Source organism: Actinomadura rugatobispora (assembly GCF_055379765.1).
In genome coordinates this window covers 9,799,364-9,820,758 of record NZ_AP029191.1, presented here as the reverse complement: position 1 = coordinate 9,820,758, position 21,395 = coordinate 9,799,364, and the positions used below count along the sequence as shown (strand labels likewise).

Here is a 21,395-nt window from a genome sequence, read left to right as displayed (position 1 = left end):
GATGTCCAGTTTGCCCTACTCTCCGCCCTTTTGGACGTAAGAGCGCACGAATTCCTCTGCGTTCTCTTCGAGAACTTCGTCAATTTCATCCAGAATTGAATCGACGTCGTCGGTGAGCTTTTCCTGGCGTTCCTGGACGTCGTCCTGGGGTGCGTCCTGGGTCTCCTCGACCTCTTCGGTACGCCGCGGGGCCTGCTTCTGGCCGCCCGAGTTGTCCTTCGTGGCCATCCTTACCTCCCACTTCGCCGGTCCCCCCAAGCCTAGCTCCGATCATCGACGTCGAGCGGATTTCGTCGCTCCGACGGCGCGGGGGCCTGGTGGGGTTATCGCCGGTCCGCCAAGCAGTGAAACGGGCAAACCGGTCACAAATAAGCCGCGGACTCAGTTCTGGCCGGTGAGTGTGGCGACCAGGTCGGCCGCGGTGCGGCAGCGGTCGAGCAGCGCGCCGACGTGCTGCCTGGTGCCGCGCAGGGGCTCGAGGGTCGGGACGCGCTGCAGGGACTCGCGGCCGGGGACGTCGAAGATGACCGAGTCCCAGGAGGCGGCGGCGACCGATTCGGCGTACTGGCGCAGGCAGCGGCCCCGGAAGTAGGCCCTGGTGTCCTCTGGCGGGTCCTCGATGGCCGCCTGGACCTCGGGCTCGGTGACGATGCGGTCGATCCTGTCGCGGGCGACCAGGCGGTTGTAGAGGCCCTTCTCGGCCCGGATGTCGGTGTACTGCAGGTCGATCAGCTGCAGGCGCGGGTGTGACCAGTCCAGGCCGTCGCGGTCGCGGTAGCCCTGGAGGAGGGAGAGTTTGGCGACCCAGTCGAGCTCGCGGGAGAGCTGCATGGGGTCGTCGCCGAGGCGGTGCAGGACCGATTCCCAGCGGTCGAGGACGTCCTTGGTCATCTCGTCGACGTCGGCGCCGTAGCGGTCCTCGACGTATTTGCGGGACTGCTCGAGGTATTCCATCTGCAGCTGGACGGCGGTCATCTTGCGGCCGTCGCGGAGGGTGAGCAGGTGTTTGCAGGCGGGGTCGTGGGAGACGGCGCGGAGGGCGGCGACGGGCATGTCGACGGAGAGGTCGACGGTGAGGAAGCCGTCTTCGATCATGGCGAGGACGAGTGAGGTGGTGCCGAGCTTGAGGTAGGTGGAGACCTCGCTCATGTTGGCGTCGCCGATGATGACGTGGAGGCGGCGGTACTTCTCGGGGTCGGCGTGGGGTTCGTCGCGGGTGTTGATGATGGGGCGCTTGAGGGTGGTCTCGAGGCCGACCTCGACTTCGAAGAAGTCGGCGCGCTGGCTGATCTGGAAGCCGTCGCCGCGTCCGTCGACGCCGATGCCGACGCGGCCGGCGCCGCAGACGACCTGGCGGGAGACGAAGAAGGGGGTGAGGTGGCGGACGATGTCGGCGAAGGGGGTCTCGCGGCGCATGAGGTAGTTCTCATGGCAGCCGTAGGAGGCGCCCTTGTTGTCGGTGTTGTTCTTGTAGAGCTGGATGGGGTGGGTGCCGGGGACCATGGCGGCGCGCTGGGTGGCGTCGGCCATGACGCGTTCTCCGGCTTTGTCCCAGATGACCGCGTCGCGGGGGTTGGTGCACTCGGGTGCGGAGTATTCGGGGTGGGCGTGGTCGACGTAGAGGCGTGCGCCGTTGGTGAGGATGACGTTGGCGAGGCCGAGGTCTTCGTCGGTGAGCTGGGTGGGGTCGGCGACCTCGCGTGCGAGGTCGAATCCGCGGGCGTCGCGGAGTGGGTTCTCCTCTTCGAAGTCCCATCGGGCCCTTCGCGCCCGTGCCGCCGATGCCGCGAGGTAGGCGTTGACGACCTGGGAGGAGGTCACCATCGCGTTGGCCCCTGGCTGGCCGGGTACGGAGATGCCGTACTCGGTCTCGATGCCCATCACCCGCCGAACACTCATATCGTCGAGCCTATCGGGGCCGAGGGGGTGGAGCCATGGGGCTCCTGCCCGTGGTGCTCCGCGGTGGGGTCCGGGGGTTGCGTTTCGCTTGTGGGCGTGGGGTCTTGAGGCTTGTCTCGCGGTGTGTCGCGGTGGGGGGTTCCGGCGTGGTGGCGGGTCGGTTCGGTGATGTTCAGGCGTGTGAAGGAGTCGCGGAGGCGTGGTTTGAGCCAGGCGGCGAGGGGTCGTTCGATGAGGCGGTGGACGAGGTAGGCGGTGGTGAGGACGGTGGCGGTGATGGCGAGGGTGGCGGCCCAGTGCGGGAGTGCGGGGTGGAGGAGGTCGGCGAGGGGCGGGGCGAGTTCGTAGTGGATGAGGTAGGTGGGGTAGGTGAGGAGGCCGAGGGTGGCGAAGCCGCGCCAGTTGAGGCGGCGGAGTTTGCCGGTGGCGGCGAGGGCCATGACGGCGTAGGTGAGGGTGATGAGGATGGGGATGGCGGGCCAGGCGTTGGACGGGGGGATGTTGTAGGGGGTGTCGGTGGCGATGGGGAGGGCGTAGCGGATTGAGGCGGCCCAGGAGAAGGCTGTGAAGCCCCAGAGGAGGAGTGTGGGGCCGAAGCGGTGGATGAGGTAGAGGGCCATTCCGGCGACGAAGTAGGGGGCGTATTCGGGGATGAGGAGTTTCTGGAGGGGTTCGGCGCCGGTTTCTTGTGCGAAGACGGCGAGGACGCTCCAGGTGGCCATGAAGGTGATGCAGCGCCGGTAGGTGATGCCGGTGAGGACGAGGATGGCGATGAGGGCGTAGAAGTGCATTTCGATCCAGAGGGTCCAGAAGACTCCGCTGGCGTTCTGTACGCCCATGCCCTGCTGGAACATGGTGAGGTTGGGGATGATGTTCTCGGGGCGGCCTCGTCCTTGGCCGGTGGTGAGGTAGAGGGCGGCGATGAGGAGTACGGCGAACCAGTAGGCGGGGTAGAGGCGGGTGATGCGGGAGATGGTGAATTCGGCCATGGTGCGTCCCCATGCGCTCATGAGGATGACGAATCCGCTGATGAGGAAGAAGAGTTCGACGCCGAGGTAGCCGAATTGGGTGGCGAGGGAGATGGGGGCGAACAGTTCGCGGGCGTTGTGGTCGTCCCAGGGGCCGCCGGTGGTGCCGGTGTAGTGGTAGAGGAGGACGGCGAGGGCGGCGAGGAAGCGGAGGAGGTCGATTTCTCTGAGGCGCCTGTGGCCGCCGCCGTGGCTGGTGGGGCTGGTGGGGCCGGGTTGGGCCGGTGCGGGGGTGGGAGCCGGGGTCGGGGGCTCTGAGCTGTGCTGATGGTTCTGGGAAGACATTGGGGTCGACCCTAGGGGACGCAGCGGGGTGGTGGGGTCGCGGTGGTGTGACGCGGCGCGGCGGCCACCCGGTGTCGGGTGGCCGCCGCGGCGCGTGTCGGGGTGTGTGGCTTGTCGTCGGGGCTCGGGGTCGTCTCGGGGTCTGGGGCTGGGGCTAGAGGTACTGGCCGGTGTTGGCGACGGTGTCGATGGAGCGGCCGGCCTCGGCGCCCTGCTTTCCGGAGACGAGGGTGCGGATGTAGACGATCCGTTCGCCCTTCTTGCCGGAGATGCGGGCCCAGTCGTCGGGGTTGGTGGTGTTGGGGAGGTCTTCGTTCTCGCTGAACTCGTCGACGCAGGCGGCGAGGAGGTGCGCGACGCGCAGTCCCTTCTGCCCGGTGTCGAGGAACTGCTTGATCGCCATCTTCTTGGCGCGGTCGACGATGTTCTGGATCATCGCTCCGGAGTTGAAGTCCTTGAAGTAGAGGACTTCCTTGTCTCCGTTGGCGTAGGTGACCTCCAGGAAGCGGTTCTCCTCGCTTTCGGTGTACATCCGTTCGACGACGCGCTGGATCATGGCGTCGACGGTGACGTTCTCGTTGCCGCCGTGCTCCTTGACGTCGTCGGGGTGGAGCGGCAGTCCGGAGAGGATGTACTTGGAGAAGATGTCCTTGGCTGCTTCGGCGTCGGGTCGTTCGATCTTGATCTTGACGTCGAGGCGGCCGGGTCGCAGGATCGCGGGGTCGATCATGTCCTCGCGGTTGGAGGCTCCGATGACGATGACGTTCTCGAGGCCTTCGACTCCGTCGATCTCGCTGAGGAGCTGCGGGACGATGGTGTTCTCGACGTCGGAGGAGACTCCGGATCCGCGGGTGCGGAAGATGGAGTCCATCTCGTCGAAGAACACGATGACCGGGGTGCCCGCGGAGGCCTTCTCCCGGGCGCGCTGGAAGACCAGGCGGATGTGGCGTTCGGTTTCTCCGACGTACTTGTTGAGGAGCTCGGGTCCCTTGATGTTGAGGAAGAAGCTCTTGCCCTCCTGGCCGGTCTTCTCGGCGACCTGCTTGGCCAGGGAGTTGGCGACGGCCTTGGCGATGAGGGTCTTGCCGCAGCCGGGGGGTCCGTAGAGGAGGACGCCCTTGGGCGGGCGGAGCTGGTGCTCGCGGAACAGGTCCGCGTGCAGGTAGGGCAGCTCGACGGCGTCGCGGATCATTTCGATCTGTGAGCCGAGCCCGCCGATCTCGTTGTAGGAGATGTCGGGGACCTCTTCGAGGACGAGTTCTTCGACCTCGGCCTTGTGGATCTTCTCGTAGGCGTATCCGGATCGGGATTCGAGCATGAGCGAGTCGCCGGCGCGCAGTGGTACGCCGCGCAGCGGCTCGGCGAGCTTGATGACGCGTTCTTCGTCGGCGTGCGCGATCACCAGTGCTCGTTCGCCGTCGTCGAAGAGTTCCTTGAGCATGACGACTTCGCCCTGCTCTTCGAACTTGAGCGCTTCGACGACGTTGAGTGCCTCGTTGAGCATGACCTCCTGGCCACGCTGGAGTTCCTCGATGTCGACGGCCGGGCTGACGTTCACCCGTAGTTTGCGTCCGCCGGTGAAGATGTCGACGGTGCCGTCGTCTCGGGCTTCGAGGAAGACTCCGTAGCCCGAGGGCGGCTGTGCCAGCCGGTCGACCTCCTCCTTGAGCGCCACGATCTGCTCGCGGGCTTCCTTGAGGGTCGCCACGAGACGCTCGTTCTGACCCGTCACGGCGGCCAGATTGGCCTGTGCCTCATGGAGACGCTCCTCCAGAACACGTACTTGGCGCGGGGATTCCGCGAGCTTGCGGCGCAGCACGGAGATCTCCTCCTCCAGGAAGGACACCTGCGTTTGGAGGTCCCTAACCTCCTTGTCGTGCTGCGCCTTGCGCGCCCCAGCATCGTCACGAGCGGCCACGCCCCGTCACCTCCTCACGAAGAGCCGACGACCTACTGAGACCCTACCTATCTGGAGGGCTTCCGTAACCTGCCCATTCGGTACTCGTGTCGTGGCGGGGGGATCGCCACTGGTCGGAGGGGGCGGGTTGGGTGTCGGCGGGGTTGCGCGTGGCGGGTGCGTGGGGCGGGTAGGCGGCGGGTCCGTTCGTGTGGTGGCGGTGGTTCGGACGTTTTCGTGCCTGGTGGGAGGGGTGGTGTCGTGGTGTGGGGGGTGGTGTGAATTTCCTGTTAAGAGATGGCGCGGGGTGTGGGGGCGGGGGTCTGGGGCGGTCGCGCGGGGTCGCGAATGTGATCTATGACTCGCTGGGTTTCGGGCGCGCCGCTGGGCGTAATGCCCCGTTTTGGTGGCCTGTTCCCGTTTCGGGGGCCCGTTCGCCTCGGGACGGCGCGTCCGGGCGCGCCGCCGGGCAGGCGCCCCGGGCCGGGGTTCGGCAGCGGCGGGTGCGCGGTGTTCAGTCTTCGGCGCTGTGGCCCGTGGCGGCGTCCAGGTCCGCCGCGGCCGGGCTCGGGGCGCCCTCGGCGCTCGGGGCACTCTGGGCGCCGCCGTCGTCCGCGGTGCCGGGGGCGGCGGGCGTGCCGGAGATGGGGGCGCCCTTGGCGGGGCGGCGGCGCCGCAGGGGCGGTGTGACGCCGTCGGCGAGGCGGCGGGCGGTGACCAGGAAGCCGGTGTGGCCGACCATGCGGTGGTCGGGCCGCACGGCCAGGCCCTCCACGTGCCAGGAGCGCAGGAGCGTCTCGAAGGCGTAGGGCTCGGCGAAGGCGCCGTGGCCGCGCAGTTCCTCCACGACCCGCGACATCTGGGTGGTGGTGGCGATGTAGGCGCAGACCATGCCGCCGGGGATGAGGGCCTTGGCGACGGGGTCGATGCATTCCCAGGGGGCGAGCATGTCGAGGACGACCCGGTCGACCTCGGTCTCGGCGAGGGCGTCCTCGAGGGAGCCGACGGTCAGGCGCCAGGCCGGGTGGGGGCCGCCGAAGAACTTCTCGACGTTGGCGCGGGCGATGTCGGCGAAGTCGGGGCGGCGTTCGTAGGAGGAGACCAGGCCGCGTTCGCCGACGGCGCGCAGCAGGAAGCAGGTGAGGGCGCCCGAGCCGGCGCCGGCCTCCACGACGCGGGCGCCGGGGAAGATGTCGGCCATGCCGACGATCTGGGCGGCGTCCTTGGGGTAGACGACGGCGGCGCCGCGGGGCATCCGCACGGCGAAGTCGGAGAGCAGGGGGCGGAAGGCGAGGTAGTCGGTGCCGCCGCTGGAGCGGAAGACCGAGCCCTCGGGGCTGCCGATGATGTCGTCGTGGGCGATGGAGCCCTTGTGGGAGTGGTAGTCCTTGCCGGACTGGAGGGTGATGGTGTTGATGCGGCCCTTGGGGTCGGTGAGCTGAACCTGGTCGCCGGGGCGGAAGGGGCCGTGCGGGATGCGGCCGGTGCCTGCGGGGGTGGTCGGCGGGGTGGGTTCGCTCATGGTCGTCAAGGCTAGCGGGCCCTGGGCACCGCTCAGGCTGGTCAGATGCCGGCGAAGGCGCGGTCGACGTCGGCGGCGGCCAGGACGCCGTAGACGCGGCCGTCGGGCTCGAGGAGGAGGTACTCGGAGGCGGGGGCGCGGCGCAGCGCGACGATGAGGTCCTCGCCGGCCAGGTCGGCGGGGAGGGTGAGGTCGTCGTCGACGCCGCGGGACAGTTCGCCGACCTCGATCCAGGGGCGGCGCTGCTCGGGGGTGGCGGTGACGGCCTTCTCGCTGACCAGGCCGCGGGGGCGGCCGTCGTGGTCGACGATCACCAGGGCTCCGGCGCGCTGCTCGTGGGCGCGGCGGATGGCCTCGGCGAGGGGGACGTCGGCGGTGACGAGGGTGGCGCGGCGGGCCAGGCGGCGGGCGAGCAGGGTGGGGATGCGGTCGCGGACCTTCTCGGCGCGCAGGGCCTGGGAGGCGCCGACCCAGATGAAGGAGGCGACCAGGGCCGTCCACAACAGGGCGAGCCAGCCGAACCCGGTGTTCTGGCCGCCGGTGGGGTAGGTGGCCATGAAGGCGCCGGCGACCAGGCAGAGGACGGCGACGCCGCGGCCGACCCAGCCGGCGACGACGGCGCCGTTGCGGGCCCGGCCGGTGATCTTCCAGACGGCGGCGCGGACGAGGCGGCCGCCGTCCAGGGGCAGTCCGGGCAGCAGGTTGAACACGCCGACGAGCAGGTTGGCGAAGGTGAGGGCGTCCACCAGCAGGAGGGCGACCTCGGGCATCGGGACCAGCAGGCGGGCCAGCAGGCCGAGCCCGGCCAGGACGAGGTTGGTGACCGGGCCGGCGAAGGCGATGAGGAACTCGCGGCCGGGGGTGGGCGCCTCGCGTTCGATGGCGGTCTCGCCGCCCAGGATGTGCAGGACGACCGAGCGGACGGGCAGGCCGAGGACGCGGGCGGTGACGGCGTGGCTGAGCTCGTGCACGAACACCGAGGCGTACAGCAGCACCGCGTAGGCGAAGGCGACGGCGAAGCTGGCGGGGCGGGCGACGACGCCGTGGACCTGGCCCTCGAACATCACGGTGACGACGACGGCGACCAGGAACCAGCTGGGCGAGACGAAGACGGGCACGCCGAAGGGGCGGCCGATGTAGAGGCCGGGTCCGGCGGCGGCTCCGGGGGGCCGTCCCCGGCCGCCGGGCCGGTCCGGTTCCGGGGGTGCGCCGGTGCCGGTGGGGCCGGCGCTCTTGGTGCCGTCGGTCGGGGGTGCGGTGTCTGCCACGTCCTCGATGCTACGGCCCCGGCGGCGGTGATCGTCTGGTGGAGGGGCGCGGTCTCCGCCGTCGTGGGTTTCGTCGGGGGCGTCCCCTAGTCTGCTGTGCCATGACGACCACCGATGCGGGCCGTGAGGCGAGCGGGCAGACCACGGCGGCGCCGGCGGTGGCCGGTTCGCTGTCGCCGTCGCGGGCGGGCGACTTCATGACGTGCCCGCTGCTGTACCGGTTCCGGGTGATCGACCGGATTCCGGAGCGGCCCAGCCAGGCGCAGGTGCGGGGCACGCTGGTGCACGCGGTGCTGGAGCGGTTGTACGACCTGCCCGCCGGGCGGCGCACGGCGGGCGAGGCGGTGGGGTTGCTGGCGCCGCAGTGGGAGCGGCTGCTGGCGGCCGAGCCGGAGCTGGCGTCGCTGTTCGCCGAGGGGGAGGCGGGGGCGGCCGAGCGGGAGGCGTGGCTGGCGCAGGCGCGCGAGATGGTGGAGCGGTACTTCACGCTGGAGGATCCGCGGCGGCTGGAGCCGGCCGAGCGGGAGCTGTTCGTGGAGACGGTGCTGGAGTCGGGGCTGAAGCTGCGCGGCTACATCGACCGGGTGGACGTGGCGCCCTCGGGTGACGTGCGGATCGTGGACTACAAGACCGGCACGGCGCCGCGCGCCGATTTCGAGGCGCGGGCGCTGTTCCAGATGAAGTTCTACGCGCTGGTGCTGTGGCGGCGGCAGGGCCGGGTGCCGCGGCTGCTGCAGCTGATGTACCTGGGCAACGGCGAGGTGCTGCGGTACGAGCCCGACGAGGCCGATCTGCGGGCGACCGAGCGCAAGGTGGAGGCGTTGTGGGCGGCGATCCGGCGGGCGATGGAGACCGGTGAGTGGCGGCATCGCACCAGCCGGTTGTGCGACTGGTGCGATCACCGGGAGCGGTGCCCGGGGTTCGGCGGCACTCCGCCGCCGCTCCCGGAGGCGCCCCCGGCCGACCGTCCGTCGCCGGCCGACCTGGAGCCGGTGTCCCGCGAACGGGACGACCTCTGACGCCGCCGCCCCCCGCGTCTCCTTCGCCCGGGTCTCCTCCGCCCACGCCGACCGTGGCGGTGTCGGCGTCGCTCTCGCGCTCGTCCGTGTCCGCGTCTTCTTCGTTCGCGTTTCCTGCGCTCGTGGCGGCCGAGCTCGCGGCGGTGTCGCTCCCGTTCGTGTCGCGTGGGGTCGTGGCGGCCGCGGGCGCGGCGGGGGTGTCCGGATCGGCCCGGCGTGCGGTGTCCTGGCCGGGCTCACCCTCGCTGACCTCGGCGGGGCCGCCGATGCGCCGGGCGGCATGGGCTCGGAGTAGCATCCGCTCTGCCCCGGTCCGGCGAGCGGACGCCGGGTCCGGGTCCTCCTTGCGGAGGATCGCGGATCCGCGTGCAGGAGGGCTCATGACCTGGTGCGGACTCCTAGGGTGAGTGTTGTGTCACCCCGCATCAGTGGTCTTCACGCCTGCCGCGCCTGGTTCGACGCGCGCCCGCAGGCCTCCGACGCCGTCCTGGCGCTGGCGTTGCTGCTGGTGGGGTTGCCGCAGCTGTACCTGGAGGATCTCCCCCGCGGCCTGGACGAGCTGTACGCCGGGACCGACGCGCGGCATCTGGCGCTGGTCGTCGGCGTCACGATGACGCTGAGCTTCCGCAGGACCCGGCCGCTGCTGACGCTGTGCGCGATCGTGGCGGGCCAGACGCTGATCACGGTGTGGAACTATCCGCCGACGGTGCCCGACTTCGCCGCGTACCTGATCGCGACCTACGGCGTGGCGGCGCACCGGGGGCTGGCGATCAGCGCGCTGGGCGGGCTGGTGTCGCTGGTCGCGCTGAACGGGTTCCTGCTGACCTTCCCCACCGATCTGGGGCTGATGTCGTTCATGACCGACAACGCGCTGGTGATCGGGGTGTGGGTGCTGGGCCGCAACCTGCGGCTGCGGCGCGCCTATTTCGCCGAGCTGGAGGATCGGGCGGCGCGGCTGGAGCGGGCGCGGGGCACCGACGCGCGGGCGGCGCGGGTGGAGGAGCGGTCGCGGATCGCGCGGGAGCTGCACGACGTGGTGGCCCACCACGTGAGCGTGATGACGGTGCAGGCGGGTGCGGCGCGGCGCATCCTGGACCGGCATCCGGCCGGGGCCCGGGAGGCGATGACGACGATCGAGGAGGTCGGGCGGACCGCGCTCAGCGAGATGCGGCGGATCGTGGGCGTGCTGCGCACCGAGCGCGATCCCGAGACCGCGGGCGGGGAGCTGGCGCCGCAGCCGGGCCTGGGCGATCTGGGCGAGCTGCTGGACCATGTCCGCGACACCGGCCTGTCGGTGCAGCTGTGGGTGGAGGGGGAGGCGCGCACGCCGTCGCCCGGCGTGGACGTGGCGGCCTTCCGGCTGATCCAGGAGGCGCTGACCAACACCCTCAAGCACGCCGGCCCGCAGGCGCGGGCGTGGGTGCGGCTGCGCTACACCGCCGAGGACCTGACCGTGGAGATCGAGGACGACGGCCGCGGCACGGCGACGATCATGGCCGACAACGGGGACCGTCCCGGGCACGGCCTGGTCGGCATGTACGAGCGGGTCGCGCTGTACGGCGGTGAGCTGCGGATCGGTCCGCGGGTGGGCGGGGGGTTCGGGGTGCGCGCCCGGTTCCCTCTGGAGGCGTAGGCCCCGGCGGTGCGGACCGGGGGCATAGATTGGGATCCGATGGCAGGGGCGGCGGCCCGGAACGGGCGGGACCAGACGATGAGCGGTGGCGCGATGAGCGGCGGAGCGATGGACGGCGGGCCGGCGAGCGGGGCGGTGGGAACGGTGCGGGTGCTGCTGGTGGACGACCAGCCGCTGCTGCGGACCGGGTTCCGGCTGATCCTGGAGGCCGAGTCCGACATCGCGGTGGTGGGCGAGGCCGGTGACGGAGCCGTCGCGGTGGAGACGACCCGGTCGCTGCTGCCGGACGTGGTGCTGATGGACATCCGGATGCCGGGCATGGACGGGATCGAGGCGACCCGGCGGATCATCCGGGAGGGCGCGGCCTCGCACGATCCGAAGGTGCTGATCCTGACGACCTTCGATCTGGACGAGTACGTGATCGAGGCGGTGCGGGCGGGCGCCAGCGGGTTCCTGCTGAAGGACTCCCCGCCCGAGGATCTGGTCCAGGCGATCCGGATCGTGGCGGCGGGGGACGCGATCGTGGCGCCGAGCGTGACGCGGCGGCTGCTGGACAAGTTCGCCACCCGGCTGCCCGCGATCCGGGACGCCTCGCCCCCGCCCGGCCTGGACACCCTGACCGAGCGGGAGCGGGAGGTCCTCACGCATGTGGCGCGGGGGCAGTCCAACGCCGAGATCGCCAGGGAGCTGGTGGTGAGCGAGACCACGGTGAAGACGCACGTGGGGAACGTGCTGGCCAAGTTGGGGCTGCGCGACCGGGTGCAGGCCGTGGTGTACGCCTACGAGACCGGGTTGAGCCGCCCCGGCCAGTCCTGACCGCCCCCGGTCCCCCGGTCCTGACGGTCCCCGATCCTGCGCGGCCCCTGCGCCGGTCACGTCTCCAGGTCTGATCCGGCTGCGTCCGGCTCCCGGTCGCCGGCTTCGTCCCCGTCGCGGTGCCGTGCCGGGCCCGGCGGGTTCGGGGCGCGGGCCCGTACCGCCGTTCCGGTCGTGCGGCCCGTGGGCGCGGGGCCCAGAGCGTGCGTTCGGTGTGGCCGGTCCAGGCCGCGGGCGCGTCTCGGCCCCTGGGACCGTTCCTCCGTCGTGAGGACCAGGTGCGGTCCGCCTCCCGCGGGACGGCCCTGGCGGCGCCCCTGATCACCGCGGCCGCCGGCGGCACCGGGACCCGACGGCGTCCGCGCAGGTCGGAGCCGGGATGTCAGGGTCGCGGGCCGGGGTCGTCCCTGAGGGGCGGGCTCCCCCGGGCGGGCCCTCCCCTACTCCGCAAGAACGATCGCCGGGCCCTCCCTCGTGCATACGGCGGAGCGAGAAGTCCATTCCTGGGGGTCATCCGCTGGGGCCGCCCGCCTCCTAATGTTCTGTATGCGAGGGATCGCCGCACGGGGGCGGCGGCCCTCCTCGCGTACCGGCAGGCGGCGCGGGCGGCACCCGGCCGCTATCCGCGGCCCCGCACGAGCACCACACCGCTACAACGAACGGCTTCACCCGGTGGTTTCCACCGGCCTCATCGACGAACAGACAGGGGAGTTCACAGTGACGAACACCGCCCGAGAGACCGCTGACGCGCATTCCGCGCCGGGGGCGGGCGATTTCGCCGCGCGGGCCCAGCGGGTCGAGAAGGTCTACGGCTCCGGGGACGCCAAGGTCATCGCCCTGGACGGGGTGAGCCTGGGCATCCCCCGCGGCCGTTTCACCGCGATCATGGGTCCCTCCGGGTCCGGGAAGTCCACGCTGATGCACTGCATGGCGGGCCTGGACTCGGTGGACTCCGGGGAGGTCTACATCGGCGAGGTGGAGCTCACCGGGCTCAAGGACAAGCAGCTGACCCGGCTGCGCCGCGACAAGGTCGGGTTCATCTTCCAGGCGTTCAACCTGGTGCCCACGCTCACCGCGCTGGAGAACATCACCCTGCCGATGGACATCGCCGGGCGCAAGCCCGACAAGGCCTGGCTCGACCAGGTGATCGACACCGTGGGGCTGCGGCCGCGGCTGCGGCACCGTCCCAGCGAGCTGTCGGGCGGCCAGCAGCAGCGGGTGGCGTGCGCGCGGGCGCTGGCCTCCAGGCCGGACATCATCTTCGCCGACGAGCCGACCGGCAACCTCGACTCCCGGTCGGGCGCCGAGGTGCTGGGGTTCCTGCGCGAGTCGGTCCGGAGCATGGGGCAGACCATCGTGATGGTCACCCATGACCCGTCCGCGGCCGCCTACGCCGACCAGGTGGTGTTCCTGACCGACGGGCAGATCGTCGACACCATGACCGAGCCGACCGCCGACCGGGTGCTCGAGCGCATGAAGGGTTTCGAGCTGCCGGGGGTCGCGGCCCGATGATGGCCAAGGTCACGCTCCGCAACCTGGCGGCGCACAAGATCCGGCTGGTCCTCACCGCGGTCGCGGTGATCCTCGGCGTGGCGTTCGTGTCCGGCACGCTGATCTTCACCGACACGATGAACCGGCAGTTCGACGATCTGTTCAACGGCATCGGCAAGGGCGTGGCCGTCGACGTGCGGGCCAAGGAGGTCGTGGAGGGCTCCAACGCCGACGGGCAGTCCGCCGAACCCGTCCCCGCCTCGCTGATCGACACGCTCAAGCGCGTGGAGGGCGTCAAGAACCCGATCGGGAACGTCACCGGGTACGCCGCGGTGGTCGGCCCCGACGGCAAGGTCCTGGGCGGGCAGGGGCCGCCGCAGCTGGGCGTCAACTGGACCCCGGCCGGCGACTACGACCTGGCGTCGGGGCGGGCGCCCAACGGCCCGGCCGAGGTCGCGCTGGACACCGTGACCGCCGAGCGCGCCAAGGCGGGCATCGGCGACACCGTCCACGTCGTCACCGCGGGCACCTCGGTGAAGCCCAAGGTCGTCGGGCTGATGGACACCGGCGACATGATGGGCGCCAGCATCACCGCCTTCGACACCGCCACCGCGCAGCGGCTGCTGCTGCGGCCCGGCTACTTCACCGACATCCAGGTCGACACCACCGGTGTGAGCGAGACGGTGCTGCGCGACCGGGTCGCCAAGGTGCTCCCGGCGAACCTGGAGGCCATCACCGGCACCCAGATGCGCGAGGACGCCAAGAGCGACGTCGCCGGGTTCATGACCTTCTTCCGCACGTTCCTGCTGGTGTTCGCACTGATCTCGATCTTCGTCGGGGCGTTCATCATCTTCAACACCTTCTCCATGCTGGTCGCCCAGCGCACCCGGGAGCTGGCGCTGCTGCGCGCGATCGGCGCCGCCCGCGCCCAGGTCACCCGCGCCGTGCTGGGCGAGGCGGTCGCGGTCGGCGTGGTCGGCTCCACCATCGGCCTGGCGGCCGGCGCCGGGCTGGCCTCCCTCCTCAACGGCCAGATGATGGGCGACGACGCCTCGGGGCTGGTGCTGACCGCCAACCCGATCATCACCTCGTACGCGGTCGGGATCACGGTGACGGTGCTGTCGGCCTACTTCCCGGCCCGCCGCGCCGCCAAGATCCCGCCGGTGGCGGCGATGCGGGACGACGTGGCGATGCCGCGGCGCTCGATGCGGGTCCGGATCGCGCTGGGGTCCCTGCTGGGCCTGATCGGCGCGGGGCTGATCGCGGTCGGGCTGGCCGGGAGCGGCAACCCGGCGCTGCTGGTGGGCGTCGGCGCGTTCGCGGTGTTCCTCGGCGTGACGATGCTCGCCCCCGTCATCAGCGTCCCGGTGGTGCGGGTGCTGGGCGCCCCGGCCGCGCGGCTGCTGGGCGCGCCGGGCCGGCTGGCCCGGCAGAACGCGCTGCGCAACCCGCGGCGCACCGCCGCCACCGCCGCCGCCCTCATGATCGGCCTGGCGCTGATCACGACGGTGAACGTGCTGGGCGCCTCCATGCGCACCTCGGTGGAGGCGCAGGTCGACCGGCAGTTCGGCGCCGACTACATCGTCCAGCCCGCCGGCATGGGACGGGTCGGGCCCGACGTGGTCACCAAGGTCCGCTCCACCGCGGGCGTGCGCAGCGCCGCCGCGTACTACACCGGCAACGCCAACATCAACGGCAAGCGGGCCGGCTACGCCTCCGGCGACGCCGCCGCGCTGGCCGAGGCCACCCGGCTGCGGCTGGTGTCGGGGTCGCTGCAGCCCGGCCGGGACGGGATCCTGGTGGACGAGGACACCGCCCGCGCCAACGGGTGGAAGGTCGGCGGCACGGTCCCGGTGCAGTTCACCGACGGCAGGTCCCAGACCCTGCGGGTCGCCGGGATCTACGCCAAGAACGACATCGTCGGGCCGCGGCTGGTCGCCGAGCCGGTCCACCTGGCGCACGCCGCCCGGCCCAACGTCGGAGCGGTGTTCATCAAGGCCGACAACGCCGACGCCGCCACCTTCGAGGCGCTGAAGCGGTCGCTGAGCGACCAGCCCAACCTGGAGGTCCGCGACCAGGCGGCGCTGAAGGACAACGCCCGCCAGCAGGTGGACGCCTTCGTCACCTTCCTCACCGTGCTGCTGGTCATGTCGGTGATCATCGCGGCGGTCGGGGTGGTCAACACCCTGGCGCTGTCGGTGATCGAACGGACCCGGGAGATCGGCCTGCTGCGCGCCATCGGGATCAGCCGGCGGCAGCTGCGCCGCATGATCAGGATGGAGTCGATCGTGATCGCGGTGTTCGGCGCCGTCCTGGGCATCGCCATCGGCGTGTCGTTCGGCGCCGCGCTCCAGCAGGCCCTGAAGGAGGACGGCCTCAGCCACCTCAGCGTCCCCTACGGCACCCTGATCACCTACCTGGTCATCGCCGCGGTGATCGGCGTCCTGGCGGCCCTGTGGCCCGCCTGGCGCGCCGGGCGGATGGACGTCCTGAAGGCCATCTCCACCGAGTGACCGCACCGGGCGGCCGCCACAGCGGCGGCGGCCGGACGCCTCGCGCGATCCCGATCGCGCGAGGCGTCCGCATCCCGGCCCCCTGACCCGCACCCCCCGGCCGACCGGCCGGGGGGTGCGGGCGTTCAGCGGAGCGGGGTCAGGGGGGCGCGTAGGCACAGGGCCACCGCCACCGTCACGGCGCCGGCCGACGCGATCGCGGCGCCCACCCCGGCCACCTCGGCGACCGCGCCGAACAGCACCGGGCCCAGGCCCTGCAGCGTCATCATGCCGGTCGACAGCAGCCCGAACGCCTGGCCCCGCGCGCTCTCCGGCACCGCGTCCACGAACCGCCGCTGGATCCCCAGCTCATAGGCGTAACCCGTCCCCGTCACCAGCAGCAGCGCCGCGGCCGCCGCGAGCGGGACGTCGGCCGCCAGCGGCAGCAGCGGCAGCCCGAGCAGGACCATCAGCGGCACCACCAGGCGCTCCCGGGTCGCGGCGGCCAGCATCCGCCCGGCGACCACGTTCCCCGCCATCATCCCCACCGGCAGGCACGCCAGCAGGAACGCGCCCGTCCCCTCCCCGTGCCCCCGCACCTGCGCGTAGGGGATCAGGAGGCTCTCGGCGCCCGCCGCGAACGCCACCGGCAGGCACTGCGCCAGCAGCATCACCCGCACCGCCCGGTCCCCCAGAAGCCGCCGGTTCGCCGCCCAGCTCGCCCCCAGCACCGCCCCGCGCCGCTCCCCCGCCGCGGGCGACGGCGGCAGGTCCCCCAGCGTCACCCGGACCAGCACCGCCGCCACCGCGTACACCCCGCACGCCACCAGCAGCGCCCGCTGCGGCCCCAGCGCCGCCACCGCCACCCCGCCGAACGCCAGCCCCAGCAGCTGCGCCACCGACGCCGCGATCATCATCAGCGACCGGCCCAGCACGTACTGCTCGCCCGGCAGCACCTCGGCCGCCACGCGGTACACCGCGCCCGACATCACCGGCGTCACGCACGCCACCACCGCCACCAGCACCAGCGCCGCCGCGACCGGCGGATCCGCCAGCGCCAGCACCGCCGCGACCACCGCCTCCAGCGCGTACACGCCCGCGACCAGCGGCCTGGGGCGCAACCGGTCGGCCAGCGCCCCCAGCAGCGCCCCGCCGACCACCTGCGGCAGGAACCCGATCCCGAACGCCACCGCGGCCAGCATCGGCGACCCGGTCCGCGCGTACACCAGCACCGACAGCGCCACCATCCGCAGCGTGTCCGCCGCGATCGCCAGGGACCGCGTCGCGAACAGCACCCGGAAGCGGGGTTCGGCCAGCACCCGCCGGTAGGTCGCCCGGCCCGGATCCTTCGTCATGGCCCGCAGCATCCGGCACCGGTGGCGACCGCGCCATCGTTACGTCCCACGGCGAAAGGCCGCCTAGGCTCGGCCGGCGTGATCCGTTTCGAGGTCGACACCGAGGACCTGCTGCACAGCCGGTTCGCGCTGTCCCCGCTGTTCGAGCTGAACTGCCTGCTGCGCGCCCTGGACGGCCTGCCCGGTCGGCTGCCGACGGCCTGGTCGGCCCGGCTCCGCCCGGTGTTCGGCGAGCTGCGCGCCGGCACGCCGCTGGAGGCCGTCCTGGCCCTGCACTCCCCCTGGCAGGGCGCCACCTTCGCCTCCCCGCCGCCCCGGCTCGGCCTCGCCCAGACGATCGAGGACGACCTCGACCAGGTCCGCGCCACCCCGTTGGACCTGGCACGCCGGGAGATCGCCCGGTCCCTGGCCCACCGCCCCGCCCCCAGCGCGCGCACCGCCGCCGCCCTCGCCCGCGACGACGTCGTCACCGTCATCGCCGACACCCTCGGCACCGCGTGGCGCGAACTGCTGGCCCCCCGCTGGCCCCAGCTGCGCGCCCTGTGCGAACGCGACGTCCTGCACCGCGCCGGGCGCCTCGGGCAGGGCGGCTGGGAGGCCGCCCTCGACGACCTGCACACCGGCGTCCGCTGGCGCGACCGGGGCATCGAACTGCACGTCCACGACGAGGACACGATCGCCCTCGGCGGCCGCGGCCTGCTGCTCATCCCCTCGGCGTTCCTGGGGCCCCGCGTCGCCGCCCACACCGAGGCGCCCTGGCCGCACGCGCTCCTCTACCCCGCCCGCGGCACCGCCGTCCTCTGGCAGACGCCAGCGCGCACCGCGCCCGGCGCCCTCGCCGACCTCCTGGGCCGCACCCGCGCCCGCGTCCTGCTCGCCCTCGACGAACCCGCCGGCACCACCCAGCTCGCCCGCTCGCTCGACATCGCCGTCGGCGCCGCCGGCGACCACCTGGCCGTGCTGCGCCGCGCCGGGCTCCTGGACCGCGCCCGCTCCGGCCGCACCGTCCTGTACCGCCGCACCCCGCTCGGCGACGCCCTCGCCCGCACCCACACCGACGATCGGCGAGACGGGGGATGATCCGGCGCGGCGCCGCCGCCCGGCGCCGCCGTCCTGGCGCCCGGGGGCGCCCTGATCGTCCAGCGCGAGACCCCCGAAAGGTTCGACGCCGCCCCCTCCGCGTGGGAGCACGACGGCGTCCGCTACCGCATGGGCGAACGCGTCTGGACGCACACCTTCACCTCGCGCCGCCTCGACGACGCCCGCGGCCGGTTCCTCGCCCGCCCCGCCTGACCCCGCGCGCGCCCCCACCGGCGGAAAGGAAGAAGACCGGCACCCGTCGCCGCGGGTGCCGGTCCACCGGACGGCCGGTCAGTCGTCGGCCTTGCCCTTCAGCGGCGGCTGGTCGCCCACGGCGCCCTTGGCCGCCGCCGACTGCGCCGCCACCAGGTCCGTCGCGCTGACCGTGGTGTTCTCCGGGAAATGGCACGCCGCCTGATGCCCCGGGCTCAACTCCACCAGCGGCGGCTCCACCTGCTTGCAGATGTCCTGCGCCTTCCAGCACCGGGTGTGGAACCGGCACGCCGGCGGCGGGTCCAGCGGGCTGGGCACATCGCCCTGCAGCCGGATCCGCTCGCGGTCCTCCCGCTGCGAGGGGTCGGGCACCGGCACCGCCGACAGCAGCGCGTTGGTGTACGGGTGCATCGGCCGCTGGTACAGGTCGTCGCGGTCGGCGATCTCCACGATCTTGCCCAGGTACATCACCGCGACCCGGTCGGAGATGTGCCGCACCACCGACAGGTCGTGCGCGATCACCACGTAGGTCAGGTCCAGCTCGTCCTGCAGGTCCTCCAGCAGGTTCACCACCTGCGCCTGCACCGACACGTCCAGCGCCGACACCGGCTCGTCGGCCACGATCAGCTTGGGCCGCAGCGCCAGCGTCCGCGCGATCCCGATCCGCTGCCGCTGGCCGCCGGAGAACTCGTGCGGGTACCGGTTGTAGTGCTCGGGGTTGAGGCCCACCAGCTCCAGCAGCTCCTGGACGGCCTTCTTCACCCCCTGCTCGGTCTGGATCTTCTGCAGCCGGAACGCCGCGCCGACGATCGACCCGACCGTCTGCCGCGGGTTCAGCGACGAGTACGGATCCTGGAAGATCATCTGCAGGTCGCGGCGCAGCGGCCGCATCCGCTTCTGGGACAGCCGGGTGATGTCCTGCCCCTCGAAGGAGATCGACCCGAAGCTCGGATCCAGCAGCCGCATGATCATGCGGCCGGTGGTGGTCTTGCCGCAGCCCGACTCGCCCACCAGGCCCAGCGTCTCGCCCTTGCGCACCGAGAACGACACCCCGTCCACGGCCTTGACCGCCGCGACCTGGCGGCGCAGCAGCCCGGCCGTCACCGGGAAGTGCTTGCCGAGGCCGTCGACCTCCAGCAGCACCTCCCCGCGGGCGCCGCCCCCGCCGGGCGACTCCTTGGCCAGCGGCACCGCGGACGCGCCGCCCTCCTCCGGATCGTCCTCGGGCCCGGCCGGGTCACGGACCGCGGCCTCCTCGGGGTCCCTGTCGTCGGAAGTGCTCACCATGTCTCCACTGCTCCCCGTCACAGCTTGGGAGCGATCTCGTCGGTCCAGATCCGGCGCCGCCGCTCGGCCGCCAGATGGCAGGCCACGCTGTGCCCCGGCGCGGTCTCCACCAGCTCGGGACGCTCGGTGGTGCTCCTGCCCTCGGTCTGCCCCTCATAGGCGCAGCGCGGATGGAACGCGCACCCCGGCGGCAGGTTGATCAGGCTCGGCGGGGTGCCCTTGATCGGCATCAGCCGCTCCGCCGGCGGCCGGTCCAGCCGCGGCATCGACCCCAGCAGCCCCCAGGTGTAGGGGTGCTCGGGACGGTGGAAGACGTCCTCGACCCCGCCGTACTCCACGCACCGGCCGCCGTACATCACCAGGATGTCGTCCGACAGCTCGGCGACCACCCCGAGATCGTGGGTGATCATGATGATCGCGGAGTTGAACTCCTGCTGCAGGTCCCGGATCAGATCCAGGATCTGCGCCTGCACGGTCACGTCCAGCGCCGTGGTGGGCTCGTCGGCGATCAGCAGCTCGGGGTCGCACGACAGCGCCATCGCGATCATCGCGCGCTGCCGCATCCCGCCGGAGAACTGGTGCGGGTAGTCGTCCACCCGCCGGTCCGGCCTGGGGATCCCCACCCGACCCAGCATGTCCACGGCGTGCTTGCGCGCCACCTGCTTGGACACCTTGTTGTGGACCCGGTACGCCTCGATGATCTGCTGGCCCACCGTGTAGAACGGGTGCATCGACGACAGCGGATCCTGGAAGATCATCGCCATGTGCCGGCCGCGCAGCCGCCGCACCCGGTCGGGCGTGGCGCCCACCAGCTCCTCGCCGTTGAGCCAGATCTCGCCCGACACCCGCGCGTTGCGGCGGTTGTGCAGGCCCAGGATGCCCAGGCTCGTCACGCTCTTGCCCGAACCGGACTCGCCCACGATGCCCAGCGTGCGGCCCCGGTCCAGCCGGAACGACAGCCCGTCCACCGACTTGACCAGCCCGTCGTCGGTCGGGAAATGGATGCGCAGGTCCCGCACGTCCAGGAAGGACCTGGGGTCCTCCCCCGCGTCTCCGGTGTGCACCGCGCCTCCCGTCTGCTCCTCCACCGCCATCAGCTGTGCCTCACCCTCGGGTCCACGATCCCGTAGAGGATGTCGACGACCAGGTTGGCCAGGACGATGAACAGCGCCGCGACCGTCACCACGCCCAGCACCACCGGCAGGTCGCTGCCGATCACCCCGTCCAGCGCCAGCCGGCCCAGCCCCGCCAGCGAGAAGGTCCGCTCGGTCAGCACCGCGCCGCCCAGCAGCAGCCCGATGTCCAGCCCGAACAGCGTCAGCAGCGGCGTCAGGCTGGCCCGCAGCGCATGCCTGCTGATCACCGTGCTCTCCGGCAGGCCCTTGGCCCGGGCCGTGCGGATGTAGTCCTCGTTCAGCGTCTCGAGCATCCCCGCCCTGGTCATCCGCGCGTACATCGCCGCGTACAGGAATGCCAGCGTCACCCAGGGCAAGATGAGATTACCCGCCCACGCGAACGGGTTGTCCAGGAAACCGGTGTATCTGACCGGTGGCAGCAGCCCCCACTCGTGCACCACGAACGTCAACGACAGCAGCCCGGTGAAGAAGATGGGCAGCGACACGCCGGCCAGCGCCACCAGCATCGCCGCGCGGTCGAAGAACGACCCGCGGCGCAGCGCCGACAGCACGCCGATCGAGATCCCGATCACCAGCCAGATCACCGCCGCGCCCACCACCAGCGACAGCGTCACCGGGAGCCGGTCGACCAGCTGGTCGGTGACGTTGGTGTTGGTGCGGAAGGAGTACCCGAAGCACGGCGCCGGGCAGTCGATCTTGGTGGTGCCGGTGTCGTAGGTGTCGCCGGCCACCACGCCCTTGACGAACCGCCCGTACTGGACCGCGATCGGGTCGTCGAACCCGAACCGCTCCTTGACGGCCTGGACGGTCTCGGGCGTGGGCGCCTTCCCCGCGAACCGGGAGGCGAGATCATCGCTGGTGGTACCGGCCACGCGGGGCAGCAGAAAGAAGATCGAGAAGGTCACCGCGCTGATGACCAGCATCAGGGCGACCGCGCCCACCAGCCGGCGAACGATATATGCGATCACGGTCTG

At 71.9% G+C, this 21,395-nt stretch carries 16 protein-coding genes; 6 read left to right on the top strand and 10 right to left on the bottom strand.

Going from position 1 to position 21,395, the window contains the following annotated elements; translation table 11 throughout:
• Positions 1 to 15: 15 nt before the first annotated feature.
• From ACZ466_RS44145 to ACZ466_RS44120, 6 genes are all read right to left on the bottom strand, one after another.
• Positions 16 to 228, bottom strand: coding sequence for a ubiquitin-like protein Pup (locus tag ACZ466_RS44145; protein ID WP_378292344.1), 213 nt, complete (start codon positions 226 to 228; stop codon positions 16 to 18).
• A 153-nt stretch (positions 229 to 381) separates the two neighbouring features.
• Positions 382 to 1,899 carry a depupylase/deamidase Dop gene (gene dop / locus ACZ466_RS44140; RefSeq protein ID WP_378292342.1) on the bottom strand — a complete coding sequence of 506 codons (1,518 nt, stop codon included), beginning with the start codon at positions 1,897 to 1,899 and terminating at the stop codon, positions 382 to 384.
• Complete coding sequence (locus ACZ466_RS44135; protein ID WP_378292339.1) at positions 1,896 to 3,212, bottom strand: acyltransferase family protein; 1,317 nt, start codon at positions 3,210 to 3,212, stop codon at positions 1,896 to 1,898. Before ACZ466_RS44135 ends, dop begins: the two co-directional genes overlap by 4 nt.
• A gap of 154 nt (positions 3,213 to 3,366) precedes the next feature.
• Positions 3,367 to 5,130 carry a proteasome ATPase gene (gene arc / locus ACZ466_RS44130; RefSeq protein WP_378292337.1) on the bottom strand — a complete coding sequence of 588 codons (1,764 nt, stop codon included), beginning with the start codon at positions 5,128 to 5,130 and terminating at the stop codon, positions 3,367 to 3,369.
• A gap of 493 nt (positions 5,131 to 5,623) precedes the next feature.
• Positions 5,624 to 6,631, bottom strand: a complete 1,008-nt coding sequence (locus tag ACZ466_RS44125; protein WP_378292334.1) for a tRNA (adenine-N1)-methyltransferase — start codon at positions 6,629 to 6,631, stop codon at positions 5,624 to 5,626.
• 41 nt (positions 6,632 to 6,672) lie between these two features.
• Positions 6,673 to 7,899 carry a site-2 protease family protein gene (locus tag ACZ466_RS44120; RefSeq protein ID WP_378292332.1) on the bottom strand — a complete coding sequence of 409 codons (1,227 nt, stop codon included), beginning with the start codon at positions 7,897 to 7,899 and terminating at the stop codon, positions 6,673 to 6,675.
• Positions 7,900 to 8,000: 101 nt separating this feature from the next.
• Here ACZ466_RS44120 and ACZ466_RS44115 point away from each other — a divergent pair, with 101 nt between their 5' ends.
• From ACZ466_RS44115 to ACZ466_RS44095, 5 genes are all read left to right on the top strand, one after another.
• Positions 8,001 to 8,918 (top strand): RecB family exonuclease, encoded by a 918-nt coding sequence (locus ACZ466_RS44115; RefSeq protein ID WP_378292330.1) that lies wholly within the window; start codon positions 8,001 to 8,003, stop codon positions 8,916 to 8,918.
• Positions 8,919 to 9,330: 412 nt separating this feature from the next.
• On the top strand, positions 9,331 to 10,551 hold the full coding sequence (locus ACZ466_RS44110) for a sensor histidine kinase (protein WP_378292328.1): 1,221 nt from the start codon (positions 9,331 to 9,333) through the stop codon (positions 10,549 to 10,551).
• 108 nt (positions 10,552 to 10,659) lie between these two features.
• Positions 10,660 to 11,367 (top strand): response regulator, encoded by a 708-nt coding sequence (locus tag ACZ466_RS44105; protein WP_378292350.1) that lies wholly within the window; start codon positions 10,660 to 10,662, stop codon positions 11,365 to 11,367.
• Between the two features lie 717 nt (positions 11,368 to 12,084).
• Complete coding sequence (locus ACZ466_RS44100; protein ID WP_378292326.1) at positions 12,085 to 12,879, top strand: ABC transporter ATP-binding protein; 795 nt, start codon at positions 12,085 to 12,087, stop codon at positions 12,877 to 12,879.
• A complete protein-coding gene (locus ACZ466_RS44095; protein WP_378292324.1) occupies positions 12,876 to 15,371 on the top strand; it encodes an ABC transporter permease in 2,496 nt (831 codons plus the stop codon). The genes ACZ466_RS44100 and ACZ466_RS44095 overlap by 4 nt, the downstream gene beginning before the upstream one ends.
• A 125-nt stretch (positions 15,372 to 15,496) precedes the next feature.
• On the opposite strand, the gene ACZ466_RS44090 is transcribed toward ACZ466_RS44095, so the two are convergent.
• Entirely contained in the window at positions 15,497 to 16,705 is a 1,209-nt protein-coding gene (locus ACZ466_RS44090; RefSeq protein ID WP_378292509.1) for an MFS transporter, read from the bottom strand.
• 78 nt (positions 16,706 to 16,783) lie between these two features.
• Here ACZ466_RS44090 and ACZ466_RS44085 point away from each other — a divergent pair, with 78 nt between their 5' ends.
• Positions 16,784 to 17,785: a winged helix-turn-helix domain-containing protein gene (locus ACZ466_RS44085; RefSeq protein WP_378292507.1), complete on the top strand. Its 1,002-nt coding sequence runs from the start codon at positions 16,784 to 16,786 to the stop codon at positions 17,783 to 17,785.
• Positions 17,786 to 18,076: 291 nt separating this feature from the next.
• Here ACZ466_RS44085 and ACZ466_RS44080 read toward each other — a convergent pair whose 3' ends face one another.
• Genes ACZ466_RS44080 through ACZ466_RS44070 form a run of 3 tightly spaced genes read right to left on the bottom strand, consistent with a single transcriptional unit; the run spans position 18,077 to position 21,389 of the window.
• Entirely contained in the window at positions 18,077 to 19,285 is a 1,209-nt protein-coding gene (locus ACZ466_RS44080; protein WP_464041926.1) for an ABC transporter ATP-binding protein, read from the bottom strand.
• 17 nt (positions 19,286 to 19,302) lie between these two features.
• Complete coding sequence (locus tag ACZ466_RS44075) at positions 19,303 to 20,379, bottom strand: ABC transporter ATP-binding protein (RefSeq protein WP_378292504.1); 1,077 nt, start codon at positions 20,377 to 20,379, stop codon at positions 19,303 to 19,305.
• Positions 20,379 to 21,389 (bottom strand): ABC transporter permease, encoded by a 1,011-nt coding sequence (locus ACZ466_RS44070; protein ID WP_378292502.1) that lies wholly within the window; start codon positions 21,387 to 21,389, stop codon positions 20,379 to 20,381. Before ACZ466_RS44070 ends, ACZ466_RS44075 begins: the two co-directional genes overlap by 1 nt.
• Between the last annotated feature and the right edge of the window lie 6 nt (positions 21,390 to 21,395).